We start from the raw sequence: 13029 nt of genomic DNA on the forward strand, positions 1-13029 counted from the left end.
CAGATGTTTTTATTTAGATGATTGTCCCACAGACATGACATTCGCAGGACTGATCTCGGTCCCATCATCAAGAACGAGATAATAATTTCCTTTAAAATGTTTAACAGAGCTTACTGTGCCTGTTTTATCTGTTGCACTTTTACCATCAGTCCAAGATACTTCTTTTCCCATCCAATCAACATACGTTGTAAACGGATCTTGGTTTTCAACGAATTGAGTCATTGTCGTATTCAGATTCATCATTTGCTCCAAGCTTGAAAAAGTCGCCATCTGGCTGATAAATTCTTTATCGTCAATCGGGTTAAGCGGATCTTGGTTTTGAACTTGAGTCATTAATATTTTTAAAAACTCGTCTTTCCCCAAGCTGCTGTTGTTCGTCGACACAGTGTTCGTTTTTTCAGGCAGTTTATATTCTGAACTTATAGAAGTCATTCTTCTTCCTCCATTTCAACCATCGACACTTCATCGAGCAGATCGCCAAAATCATTTGATTGCTTTTTCTGTCTTTGCTGTCTCTGCCCCTCTTGCTGCTGTTTCTGTTCATCAGCAAGCTGGCCGTATATCGGCTGATCCCCGCTTTGGACCGGAAGAGTAAAACGGTCAATTTGGACGGCCATATTCGGCAATGATTGCTTCAGCTGAGGAAGATGCTGTTCAAGCAATTCTTTTGCTGATTGGCTAGATGCTATGATTTTACTCTGAAACATTCCATTTTCATTTGTCAGCTTGATTGTGACAAATCCTAAATGTTCAGGGTTCAGCCGAATAGTGAAACTTCCCGTCGATCTGCCGAAAGGCGTATATTTCATCTGCTTCCACGCATTAATCACTTGATCAGCCACCGTTTTTGTTTCGGCATTTGGTATATCAGATGACATCTGCTGCAGATCAAGTGTTTGAACTCCTCCTATGCCCCGATACCCCGAAAACAGCATTTGGAGTCCTGATTTACTATCTACAGGCTGAATACTTCCAGAAACATCCGATGCATTTTTGCTGGATGAACTCTGCGAGAGCGGTGTGAGAACACTCTTCCCAAAGTCTTGTGATGATTCGGATGATTTCGATAACAAGAAGGCTTTCAGCTGGCTTTCAGCTAAACTCCATTCTTTGGTCCCTTTTTGAGGAAGCATAGACATTTGATCCATTAAGCTTTGAAAACTTTTCAGCTCTGACGCTGTCATCGAGTAAAGTTTTGAACTTGACTCAGCTTTAGTGAATATTTGCTGTTTAAGATCCTGAATTAGTTGTTGAGATACACCCTTCTTTTCTAATGCAGAAAGGAATTGATCTCCATTTTGGTAAATGGCATGAGCTTCATTGCCATTCCCGAGATCAGTCAGCTTATTCCCTTCTACGAGCTGGCTAATGAACATCTGGATATAGATAAGCTCTTTTGCAGGCTCGGATACTTCATTTTCCTGATTTGATTGCTCTTTATCAGACTTCAGTGCTCCATTAATGTCAGAAGCAGAATCATTGGCACTCAGAGCCGTTTTAGCTTCTGAAAAGATTTTCTCCGTTTCTGTGAGCAATTGATCCGTCCCGCCTGACATTTTTGATTCAACTGCTTGCAAAAGATTTTGCAACATTTGCAGAGCATTCGCATCCAATTGCTTCCCTGTCAGTTTGCTTAATGTTTGCAAAAGATCCGCATTTTGTTTGTCTTGATCTTCAGGACTTGCATTTAGCCATTCACCGATCTTTTTAAGCGCATCTGCTAAAAGCTGATCTTCAGAATTAGGAGTTCCCTTTCCTTGTTCTGAAAGTTCCTTCAATCCAGCCTCAGACATAAGAAAGTTTTGAAAAACTCCTTGGCTACTTTTCATGTTTTTAGCGGCAGAACCCATTGTGGTTTGCAGCAAAGGTCCGGCTAATTCAAGCAGCTTCACCTTTCATTCCCCCTATTCTTGGCTGGCAGCAATTTTTTCTGTATAGGTTGCTGCTTGCTCAGGAGTCATTTTCGCCAATATGTCAGCAAGCTGCTTTTTGCTTAGGCCATTCAATATTTTCAGTGCTTCTTGCTCCTTTAATTGGGCAATAATTTTAGCAGCCTTTCCGCTGTCCATGCTTTTGTACACACTGATCACTTTGTCATTTTCAGAAGAAGCTTTCGAGTCTGCTGATCCTTCAGTATGATCTTCTGATGACTTTTTTTGATCCTCAGCCGTCTTTTCAAGTGAACGGATCTTTTGATTGAGCCTATCGATTTCTGATTTACTTGTTTCTAGATCTTTATTCAATATACTGATTTCACTTTTTTGATCCTTAATGGTCTTTTCCAGAGCTGCCGTATTACTGCTATCCTTACTTGATGCTGCGCCTTTTTTATTTTCGGTTTCAGGGACCAATTCTTTAAGAACCGGCGTTTTTGCCGCAGCATCCTGTATCGGCTTTAAGACATTGATACCAGCAGCCCAAAGAACAATCCCCCCTGCGATTAATAGAAACATCAGCGGGAGGATAATGATAAGCAAAACCGAACGGAACTTACCTGATTCTTTCTTTTTGCCGGACATTACATTCGCTCCTAATGGCCTTGAATCATAAACTGCTTAATCGAAATATCGTCCATTTCTTTCATTTCTGCAGCTTTATCTTCAAGAGCAAACATTTTAAACTGTTTTTCACGCATTTTTTCAAACTTTTTCACTTCAATGTTTTTCTCTGTCAAAATTTCTTGTTTTTGATTCATTTGATTTCTTTTCATAATGACAAGCTTTTGATAGTGATAGATCGTATTATCAAGATTTGAGACAAATTGTTGGTAGTGCCTCATTTCTTGTACACTCATGCCGCTTTTTAATTTCTTTTCCTTATTTTGTTCCAGCAATTCTTTTTTGCTCATATTCTCATATAATTTTTCAGCAACGTTTTCAAATTCAGAAACTGATTGCTGATACTCGGATAAGGATTGGTCTTTTTCATTTTCTTTTAGTTCCAGCAGCTTTTGGAATCTAAATTGATAAGCCACGTTTATTCCTCATTTCCTGTCAAACTAGTTAATACAGCAATGCTTTCTTCCAATAAAGCCGGTTCGTCTGTTCCCTGCTTTAAAAATTGAATAAGCTGCGGATAAAATTGTATCGCTTCATCAATTTCTCTGGATGATCCTCTTTTGTAAGCTCCGATATTAATGAGATCTTCCGAATTTTGATATGTCGATAAAAGCTCACGGAATTTATTGGCCGCATCCAGATGCTGTTTTGTTGAAATGTTTGACATCACCCTGCTGATGCTTTTTAGTACGTTAACTGCAGGAAACTGGCCTTTATTGGCAAGCGCCCTGTCCAACACAATATGTCCGTCTAAAATTCCGCGTACGGTATCGGCAATCGGCTCATTCATGTCATCCCCATCTACCAACACTGTATAAAATGCCGTAATGGTTCCATGCTCGTTTGCACCTGTTCGTTCTAGTAAACGAGGTAAAATAGCGAACACTGAAGGTGTATAACCTTTTGTCGTCGGAGGCTCTCCTGCAGCCAGTCCAATCTCTCGCTGCGCCATTGCCACCCTTGTAACAGAATCCATCATAAACATGACATTTTGGCCTTTATCTCGGAAATACTCGGCAATTGCAGTCGCTGTATATGCCGCTTTCAATCTCATTAATGCTGGCTGGTCTGAGGTGGCAACGACTACAATCGATCGTTTCAGCCCCTCTTTCCCCAGATCTTTTTCAATAAACTCCCGAACCTCTCGTCCGCGCTCTCCGACAAGTGCAATGACGTTTAAGTCAGCCTCTGTCTGCTTGGCGATCATCCCCATTAAGGTGCTTTTTCCGACACCGCTTCCTGCAAAAATTCCAATCCGCTGGCCTTTACCGACTGTCAGCAAGCTGTCAATTGATCTGACTCCAACACCCATCTTTTCACGGATAGGCGGCCGTTTCATCGGGTTGGGCGGTGATTGCTCCGTTGATACAGGCGAAAGCCCTTTCGGCAGAAGTTTTCCGTCAAGCGGTTCTCCAAAAGCATCGATGACTTGTCCAACCAGTCCCGTTCCAACTTTAACCCGAAGTGATTCCCCAGTAGCTTCTACAATACTGCCAGCTGCAATGCTCGCAGCCTCTAAATAAGGCATAAGCAAAATATTTTCTTCCTGGAAGCCGACTACCTCAGCTTTAATGACTTTCCCAGATTGTCCTTTTGCATAAATCAGGCACACGTCGCCAATTGAGCTTGCTGGCCCTTTTGATTCAATCATCAGGCCGATTACCCGCTTGACTTTTCCGTACCGTTTATACGAGTCTGTCATTTCTATACAATCTATCAGACTCTGTGTCTTCATTCAGCTGCACCTGCTTCCAGCGCTGTCAGAAGTTTATCTTTCAATTGCATCAATTGTGTGTCAACACTCGCATCTACCCTGCCAAAAGGAGTTTCAATATAACAGGTTCCTTTTTGAGCTTTTTCATCAGCATATATGCCAAGCCGACATTCTTTATAAAGAAGCTGCTGGATTTCATCTTTTTGCTGAAAGATTGTCTCATAGTAATATGGATCAACATAAATTGATATATCGTCATATTCCTTCACTTCGTTTACAACCTGTTGTACAAGCAGGAGAAAAGCCTCTTTATCATCAGATTTTTGCTGCCAAACTTTTTTTGCTAAGGCAACGGCAAGCTCAACGATTTCTTCATTAGCGTCTTCAAGCTTGTCCTCAACAGCTTTTCTGGACATTTCAGTTATACTGTTTGCTTGGCCGATCAGTTCTGCATACTGTTTCATTGCCTCAGCTTTGCCCAGCGCTACTCCTTGTTCAAAGCCCTCGGCTTTTGCTTCTTCAATAAGCTTCTGTTTTTCAGCCGCCCAATCGTTTTTCTCCTGTTCAATTTGACGGCGAATATTTTCTATATGACTGTTTGCCTGCTCAGAAATCCGATCAGCTTCCTCTTTCACTCGGGCCATAAGCGCCTCCGGGTTCTCTTCAGCCTGCAAAAGGTGAGAATGATCAATACGCACCTCTTGTATAGAAAGTTTTCTTTTTTCCTTTTGTGGAGAAATAGATGATTCTTGTTTAATGATATTAGACAATAATATCATCCCCTCCGCCTCTTGCTATTACAATTTCACCGGCTTCTTCAAGCTTTCTGACGATACTTACAATTCTCGATTGAGCTTCTTCTACATCTTTCAAGCGTACAGGGCCCATAAATTCCATTTCTTCTTTGAAGGTTTCAACCATACGCTGTGACATATTGTTGAATACAATTTCTTTGACTTCCTCGCTTGCAACCTTTAATGAAAGGAGCAAATCGTCGTTCTCAACATCGCGAATGACTCTCTGAATGGCACGGTTATCAAGTGTGACAATATCTTCGAAGACAAACATCCGCTTTTTAATTTCTTCAGCAAGATCGGGATCCTGAATTTCCAATGAATCCAAGATCGTCTTCTCTGTCCCTCTGTCTACCCCGTTTAACACTTCCACAACAGCTTCAATTCCGCCTGTTTGTGTATAATCCTGAGTAAATGCAGAAGATAATTTTTGTTCCAGAATCCGTTCTACCTCATTAATTATTTCTGGAGATGTTCTATCCATAACCGCGATTCTTCTCGCAACCTCAGCCTGTACTTCAGGATTCAGCTCGGATAAAATCTGCCCAGCCTGCACTGGATCTAAATAAGACAAGATTAACGCCATCGTCTGCGGATGCTCTTGCTGGATAAAATTCAAAATTTGTTCAGGCTCCGCTTTTCTGGCAAAATCAAATGGTTTAACCTGCAAAGAAGAAGTCAGCCTGTTTAGAATGTTCTCCGCCTTATCCTCTCCAAGCGCCTTTTCCAGAACTTGTCTTGCATAGCTTAAACCGCCTTGAGAAATATAATCTTGCGCAATGGCTATATTATGAAATTCTTCTATGATTTCATCCTTTTTTTGATGATCGACGCTTCGAACACCTGATATTTCCAGAGTAAGCCTTTCAATTTCTTCATCGGTTAAGTGCTTATAGACAGAAGCTGACACATCTAACCCCAAGGAAATCATGAGAATGGCTGCTTTTTGTTTTCCTGTAAGCTTATCTTGATCACGTCTCGCCATTTCTAATTCCTCCTAATCCTCGGCCAGCCAGCTTCTCAGCAGTTTTGCAAAATCTTCCGGCTTGTCTTTCGCCATCTTTTCAAGCTGTTTTCGTCTGACTGATTCCGCTGTTTCATTTTCCTCTTCGTTGATATCAGGCAAATTGATTGGTTCTTGAGGAACCTCATACTCATATTCCTCAAATTCATCCTCTTGCGCCCGTTTCTTTCTGATAAGCATAATGATCAGAACAATGATCGCTGCGATTAAAACACCGCCTACAATATATGCCCACAGCGGGATACCTGAGGATTCTTCCGTATTTGTATCCAAATTGACTTTTCCGTCGAATGGCTGAACGGAAACAACAATCTTATTATTGATATCAGCATCAGATAAATTCTGATTTTGCGTTTCATCTTTATCCAAAGATGTTCTGACTACAGTTGAAAGGATTTTTTTTTTTGTATATCATCCTGTCTTTCAGTTGATAGCGACGCAGTGTTTTTGGCATCAGGCGGCTCTACCATTACTTGAATCCCTAAATCTCTGACCTTATAAGGACTTTCAGCGATTTCTTTATGAATTCGGTTAACCTCGTAATTGATTTTGTTGCTGTTTTTTTCGTAGTTCCCGCTTTCGGTATTTTCACCGTCAGCCTTATAATTTGTAACATCTTCCTCGCCGGTTCCGGCAGTTCCGCCGTTGGCTGCACCGTCGCCCTGATATGTTTCAGATACCTTTTCAGCGCTGACTGCAATACCTTCCATGTTTTCTTTATCCACAGGCTCGACAATGTCTTCTGTCCGATTTTCTTTTGTGAAATCAATGTCTGCTGTAACGGAGACAACGACTTTATCTTGGCCCATCATCGTACCCAGCAATGACTGTACATGTTTTTGAATGTCTTTTTCAACTTGAGACTTAATTCCTTGCTGAGAAGAATAACTATCCGCGTAGGACCCTGCATCGCTGTCTGATTTGTCGTAGTATGTAGAATTTTGGTCCATGATGACGATGTTATCTTCTTTTAGGTTTGGCACGCTTTTAGATACCAGATGATATAATCCGTTGATTTGGCTTTGATCAAGTGTATAACCCGGTTGAATCTGCAAAACGATTGATGCAGATGCTGCAGATTGCTCCTCACCGACAAACACAGCGTCTTTCGGGAGATTAATCATTACTTTTGAATTTTTAATACCGTCCATTTCATTGATCAAGTTTGACAGTTCTGTCTGTGTAGCTTTCACTTTCACCATATCAAACTCATTGTCTGTCAAACCAAAGCCGGCATTCTGTCCAAAAAACGAATAATCAATTGATCCCGTTTTAGGAAGTCCTTCTGCAGCCATCTGCACTTTCAAAGAATCAACCTGATCCTCCGGAACACTAATCACTGTACCGCCATTCGAAAGTTCGTTTGGCACTTTTTTTGCATCCAATTCTTCTTTGATTTGTCCTGCTTCTTCGGCAGACAAATCTTTGTACAGCGGCGCCATTTTAGAATTCGAAGCAAAAACACTAATAATAATTCCAATAATAATAATTGCCGCTAAAGCACTAACCATTAAAATCTTTTGTAATTTAGATCTATTTTTCCAAAACTCACTCGTTTTGTTTTTCATTTGCATTAGAGTACGATTCATGTTAACCCCCGGTCATTCCACTCTTTCTCTAAATCGTCAGACCCCCTACATTTGCATTCTCATAATCTCCTGATAAGCTTCCACAGCTTTATTGCGGAACTCTGTTGCTGCAGTTAGAGAGATGCTGGCTTTTTGAGCAGCGATCATGACCTCATCAAGATTTACATCTTTTCCTGCAGCCAAGGCATTAGTCATGTTGTCAGAAGCTACTTGGGACTCATTTAACGAACTAATAGAGTTTTTTAAAAGCTCCGAAAAGCTTGTTTGATTTGAAGAATCTGTTTTTTGGCTATTGTTTACTTGATTTGTTGCATTTTGAGTGTTTTGAGTATTTTGAACCTGAAAAGGAGAAATTGCATTAATCACATTCATTCACCTACTTTCCGATTTCTAACGCCTTCATCAGCATTCCCTTTGTGGCATTCATCGCCGTGACATTCGCCTCGTATGATCTGGTGCTGCTGACAAGATCAACCATTTCCTTTAATGGATCAACATTAGGCTTTTGTACATATCCTTCAGCGTTTGCATCAGGGTCTGTCGGATCATAGACAAGATTAAAATCTGAATCATCCTCCGTAATTTTTGAAACCTTCACACCGTTTCCAGCATTCCCGCTTCCGCTCATTTGAGAATTGAGAATAGAAGAGAACGATTCACCTTTTGACTGAAGGGAAACCATTTTTCTTCTGTAAGGCACCCACTCTCCATTCACCTGCTTAGCTCTTGTCGTATCCATATTTGCTAAGTTAGATGATACAACGTCCATTCTGACTCGCTGAGCTGTTAAAGCCGATGCTGAAACATTTAAGCTATGAAAAGCTGTCATCATTTTCCTCCTGTTAATACGGTCTTCAGCGAATTAAATTTACCGTTCATTCTTTCAACCAAAGCTTGATAGTTGATTTGATTTTGCGCCAATTCTGTCATCTCTTTGTCAACATCAACATTGTTTCCGTTTTGCTGATACGATGTATCTCCGCTCGCAACAATTGAATAATTCGAATCAGTATCAGAAAAATCAACATGACGATAGTCTGTTTTTATCGCTTCAAGACGCGAGGATTCTTGATCTAATAAATTTTGGAAAGAGACTTTTTTTGCCTTATAGTTCGGTGTATCTATATTGGCGATATTATTAGTTATGACTTTTTGCTTAATATCCGCTCTACTCAAGGCATTTTCAAGATTTTGTATCGTTCCAGAAAATAAGCTCAAATCCACTTACCTCCATTTCAGTTTTTTTCACCCTCAATATCCTTGTCGAGAATTGTAAAACTATATGCTTATTGTAAGAAATAACAGGCATAAAGTCTATGAAGTTCGTGTAAAAAAATGTCCTCACAATTATCTATTTTGCAACTAGGTATAAAGTCCTAGATTGTTAGAACTACATTTCTCGCCTTGATATAAGCCTGAAAATAGCAGAATTTCTGTTTTTTCTCCTTTCTTTTCGGCATTTTTGAAACTTTTTGAAGAAAAATGCAAAATTTATTAAAATTATTACATAGAAAGACTTTCAACCCAGGAAATAAAGCTTATTGATTTCCTTTATTTGAAATAAAAAAAGAACCCTCAAAAAGGGTTCTTTTTGTGATTAATGAGATTTTAGATTTTCTAATTCAATTAGGAATTTGTTGTTTAGTACCTTGATATAAGTACCTTTCATTCCTAATGATCTAGACTCGATAACACCGGCGCTCTCCAGCTTTCTGAGTGCGTTCACAATAACAGAACGGGTAATGCCGACACGGTCAGCAATTTTACTTGCAACAAGAAGACCTTCATTTCCGTCAAGCTCCTCAAAAATGTGCTCAATTGCTTCAAGCTCACTGTAAGAAAGCGAGCTGATAGCCATTTGTACGACAGCTTTGCTTCTTGCTTCCTCTTCAATTTCTTCTGCTTTTTCTCTTAGGATTTCCATTCCGACAACTGTTGCGCCGTATTCAGCTAGAATTAAGTCATCGTCATTGAATTGATCTTGTAAACGCGAAAGAATAAGTGTTCCTAATCTTTCCCCGCCTCCGATGATCGGCACAATTGTTGTTAAACCAGCTTGAAACAGGTCTCTGTTCTCAACAGGGAAAGCAGTATATTCACTATTAATATCCAAGTTAGAAGATGTTTCAGGGACATTAAACAGATTTTTCGTATATTCTTCAGGGAATTGACGATCCTCAAGCATTTTTTTCATACGATCATTTTCAATTTGCTGGTTAATAGAATACCCAAGGAGTTTCCCTCTGCGGCTTACAACGAAAATATTGGAATCAATTACATCCCGCAGCGTCTCCGCCATTTCCTTGAAGTTTACCGGTTTCCCTGCCGCAGCTTGCAGCATGGAGTTAATAATTCTTGTTTTTTGTAATAAAGCCATGATAAATAATCCTCCTAAACATTCCTCATATTAAATTTTTCACAATATAAATTGACTTAAATCTTTGTTTTTGGCTATCGTTCCGAGCTTTTCTTCGACATACTGTGGTGTAATCGTTATTTTCTCCATCGTTACATCTGGAGCTTCAAACGACAAATCTTCTAATAGGCGTTCAAGTATTGTATGAAGGCGTCTCGCACCGATATTATCTGTGTCCTGGTTCACATGATAAGCAACTTCAGCAATCTTATGAATAGCTTCGTCAGAAAATTCAAGAGATATACCTTCTGTCTGCAATAATGCCTGATATTGTTTCAGCAGCGCATTATCCGGCTCAACCAAAATTCTCACGAAGTCGTCTACCGTGAGTTTGTTCAGTTCTACACGAATCGGGAAACGCCCCTGCAGCTCAGGAATCAAATCAGACGGTTTGGCCATATGAAACGCTCCTGCTGCAATAAATAATACATGGTCTGTTTTTACAGAACCATATTTTGTGACAACGGTAGAACCTTCAACAATCGGAAGGATATCCCGCTGAACGCCTTCTCTTGAAACATCGGCAGAAGAAGATGCACCGCCGTTCTTTGCGATTTTATCAATCTCATCGATAAAGATAATCCCGCTCTCTTCTGCTCTCTGAACAGCTTCCTGGCCGACTTCATCCATATCGATGAGTTTGCTTGCTTCTTCATTCGTCAGGACTTTTCTGGCTTCTCTGACTGTCATTTTGCGCCGCTTCTTTTTCTTTGGCATTAATCCGCTCAGCGCATCCTGCATGTTCATACCCATCTGCTCCATACCCGAGCCCTGCAGCATGTCAAACATAGAAGGCTGCTGCTCTTCGACTTCTACTGTTACATAGTAGTCTTCGAGCTCCCCTAAAGCCAGCTGATGCGCCATTCGTTTTCTTTTTTCTTCGATGTTTGCTTCTTCCTGGCTCTCCGCCTCATCTTCACCATTCGGCTGGCTGCCTCCAAAAAACATTTCAAACGGATTTTTAACGCCAGATTGTTTTTTCTTCCCAGGAACTAACAGACGAACAATGCGTTTGTTTGCATTTTCTTCTGCCTGTTCCTTTACTTCATTCATTTTCTCTTCTTTTATAAGCCGAACAGAAGTCTCCACAAGATCTCTGACCATTGATTCAACATCTCTGCCTACATAGCCGACTTCGGTAAATTTAGTAGCTTCAATTTTGATAAATGGCGCACCTGAAAGCTTAGCGATTCGTCTGGCAATTTCAGTTTTCCCGACGCCGGTAGGACCCATCATTAAAATGTTTTTCGGAACGACCTCGTCCTTCAGCTTTTCATCCAGAAGACTTCTTCTATAGCGGTTTCTTAATGCCACGGCGACAGCTTTTTTCGCATTTTGCTGACCGACAATATATTGGTCTAACCGATCTACAATCTGTCTAGGAGTTAACGGTTTTTTTTCCATGCGCCTCAAGTCCTTTCTATTCAAGCTCTTCCAGTATGATTTGATCGTTCGTGTAAACACAAATTTCGCCTGCTGTTTCTAACGCGGCTCTGGCAATCTCACTTGCAGACATGCTTTCACCGGCATGCTTTTTCAGTGCTCTTCCCGCTGCCAAAGCGTAATTGCCTCCTGATCCAATCGCGAGAATGCCGTCATCTGGTTCGATCACCTCGCCTGTTCCCGATACGAGAAGCAAAGTATCCTGATTCATAACAATCAGCATGGCTTCGAGCTTTCTTAGCACTTTATCGCTGCGCCATTCCTTCGCAAGCTCAACAGCCGCCCGTTTTAAGTTGCCGTTATATTCTTCAAGCTTAGCTTCAAACTTTTCGAATAAAGTGAAAGCGTCTGCAACAGATCCCGCAAAACCAGCAAGAACTTTGCCGTTAAACAGTTTTCTCACTTTCCGTGCCGTGTGTTTCATGACAACAGCCTGACCAAATGTTACTTGGCCGTCTCCGGACATAGCGCTTCGTCCTTTATGCTGTACGGCAAATATTGTGGTCGCATGAAAAGATGACATAAAGGGCCTCCTTTAATTTTTCTTAAATGCTCTTGGATGGTGAGACATATATGTGTTTCTCAACATTTCCTTCGAAACGTGCGTGTATATCTGTGTAGAAGACAGATTGGAATGCCCGAGCAGTTCTTGAACGCTTCTCAAATCCGCTCCTTCATTTAACAGATGCGTGGCGAACGTATGTCGAAGCATATGCGGATGGATATGTAAAGTGCTTGACGCTTTTTGAACAAGCCCGCTTAAAATATGTCTGATGCCACGGGCTGTAAGCGGTCCGCCTCTTTGATTTACGAATAATAGATCATGAGGTTCTTTTGCCTTCATCAGCAAGCACTGTCTTCCGCTATTCATGTATACCTTCAACGCTTCGCGGGCATAAGACCCAAAGGGGATATAGCGCTGCTTCTTGCCTTTACCGTGAACAAGCACAGTGTCCATAAATAAATCAACGTCGTTAATAGTTATGGAACAGCATTCACTGACCCTCATTCCAGTGGCATAGAGCAGCTCTAACAGCGCTTGATCCCTCATTCCGGCCGGCTGGCTTATATCTGAAACTTCAAACAGCTCCTCAAGCTCTTTTTGATATAGAAACTTCGGTATCCGTTTCTCCTGTTTTGGCAGATGAACAAGCTGAAACGGATTTTCTTCAATAAGCTTTTCCCGCATCAGAAACTTATAAAAGCTTCTTAATGCAGATATCTTTTTGCTTATTGTTCTTCTCGATAAACCTTTTTCATAGGCTTCTGTCAAAAAAATCCTAGTATCTTGATATGCAGCTTCTTCAAATCCATTTATACCTTGAACGCGCAGGAAAGTCTCGAATTCTTCAATTGAATCCACATAATTCACAATAGTATATTGTGAATAATTTTTTTCAATTTGTAAATATTCAACGAATAACTTTACGAAATTCTTAACATTCTCCATGCCTAATACCTCCCCAGGAAGGGCTTTTAAATGGTATCACA

At 40.7% G+C, this 13029-nt stretch carries 14 protein-coding genes and 1 pseudogene; all 15 read right to left on the minus strand.

Going from position 1 to position 13029, the window contains the following annotated elements:
• Positions 1 to 9: 9 nt before the first annotated feature.
• Positions 10 to 432, minus strand: a complete 423-nt coding sequence (flgD, locus tag MKY10_RS12925) for a flagellar hook assembly protein FlgD (protein WP_003231970.1) — start codon at positions 430 to 432, stop codon at positions 10 to 12.
• Positions 429 to 1892 (minus strand): flagellar hook-length control protein FliK, encoded by a 1464-nt coding sequence (locus MKY10_RS12930; RefSeq protein ID WP_048654880.1) that lies wholly within the window; start codon positions 1890 to 1892, stop codon positions 429 to 431. The genes flgD and MKY10_RS12930 overlap by 4 nt, the downstream gene beginning before the upstream one ends.
• 12 nt (positions 1893 to 1904) lie before the next feature.
• A complete protein-coding gene (locus tag MKY10_RS12935) occupies positions 1905 to 2519 on the minus strand; it encodes a MotE family protein (RefSeq protein ID WP_003231975.1) in 615 nt (204 codons plus the stop codon).
• An 11-nt stretch (positions 2520 to 2530) separates the two neighbouring features.
• Positions 2531 to 2974: a flagellar export protein FliJ gene (gene fliJ / locus MKY10_RS12940; RefSeq protein ID WP_003231977.1), complete on the minus strand. Its 444-nt coding sequence runs from the start codon at positions 2972 to 2974 to the stop codon at positions 2531 to 2533.
• Positions 2975 to 2976: 2 nt separating this feature from the next.
• Positions 2977 to 4293: a flagellar protein export ATPase FliI gene (gene fliI, locus MKY10_RS12945; protein ID WP_015252096.1), complete on the minus strand. Its 1317-nt coding sequence runs from the start codon at positions 4291 to 4293 to the stop codon at positions 2977 to 2979.
• Positions 4290 to 5042, minus strand: coding sequence for a flagellar assembly protein FliH (gene fliH, locus MKY10_RS12950; RefSeq protein ID WP_044052687.1), 753 nt, complete (start codon positions 5040 to 5042; stop codon positions 4290 to 4292). Before fliH ends, fliI begins: the two co-directional genes overlap by 4 nt.
• The gene (fliG, locus tag MKY10_RS12955; protein WP_003231981.1) at positions 5035 to 6051 is read right to left on the minus strand and encodes a flagellar motor switch protein FliG; all 1017 of its coding nucleotides are present in this window, start codon (positions 6049 to 6051) and stop codon (positions 5035 to 5037) included. The genes fliH and fliG overlap by 8 nt, the downstream gene beginning before the upstream one ends.
• A gap of 12 nt (positions 6052 to 6063) precedes the next feature.
• A pseudogene (gene fliF, locus MKY10_RS12960) lies at positions 6064 to 7679 on the minus strand (flagellar basal-body MS-ring/collar protein FliF).
• Positions 7680 to 7724: 45 nt separating this feature from the next.
• Positions 7725 to 8045: a flagellar hook-basal body complex protein FliE gene (gene fliE, locus MKY10_RS12965; RefSeq protein ID WP_003238544.1), complete on the minus strand. Its 321-nt coding sequence runs from the start codon at positions 8043 to 8045 to the stop codon at positions 7725 to 7727.
• A 10-nt stretch (positions 8046 to 8055) separates the two neighbouring features.
• The gene (gene flgC / locus MKY10_RS12970; protein WP_003245521.1) at positions 8056 to 8508 is read right to left on the minus strand and encodes a flagellar basal body rod protein FlgC; all 453 of its coding nucleotides are present in this window, start codon (positions 8506 to 8508) and stop codon (positions 8056 to 8058) included.
• On the minus strand, positions 8508 to 8897 hold the full coding sequence (gene flgB, locus MKY10_RS12975; RefSeq protein ID WP_003245656.1) for a flagellar basal body rod protein FlgB: 390 nt from the start codon (positions 8895 to 8897) through the stop codon (positions 8508 to 8510). The genes flgC and flgB overlap by 1 nt, the downstream gene beginning before the upstream one ends.
• Positions 8898 to 9276: 379 nt before the next feature.
• Positions 9277 to 10056: a GTP-sensing pleiotropic transcriptional regulator CodY gene (codY, locus tag MKY10_RS12980; RefSeq protein WP_003220850.1), complete on the minus strand. Its 780-nt coding sequence runs from the start codon at positions 10054 to 10056 to the stop codon at positions 9277 to 9279.
• Between the two features lie 39 nt (positions 10057 to 10095).
• Complete coding sequence (gene hslU / locus MKY10_RS12985; protein WP_256683486.1) at positions 10096 to 11508, minus strand: HslU--HslV peptidase ATPase subunit; 1413 nt, start codon at positions 11506 to 11508, stop codon at positions 10096 to 10098.
• 7 nt (positions 11509 to 11515) lie between these two features.
• Complete coding sequence (gene clpQ / locus MKY10_RS12990) at positions 11516 to 12061, minus strand: ATP-dependent protease subunit ClpQ (RefSeq protein ID WP_003238555.1); 546 nt, start codon at positions 12059 to 12061, stop codon at positions 11516 to 11518.
• 12 nt (positions 12062 to 12073) lie between these two features.
• Positions 12074 to 12988 carry a tyrosine recombinase XerC gene (gene xerC, locus MKY10_RS12995; protein WP_003231988.1) on the minus strand — a complete coding sequence of 305 codons (915 nt, stop codon included), beginning with the start codon at positions 12986 to 12988 and terminating at the stop codon, positions 12074 to 12076.
• Positions 12989 to 13029: the final 41 nt, after the last annotated feature.

Source organism: Bacillus sp. FSL P4-0290, assembly GCF_037975435.1.
GTDB classification, from domain to species: Bacteria; Bacillota; Bacilli; order Bacillales; family Bacillaceae; genus Bacillus; species Bacillus subtilis.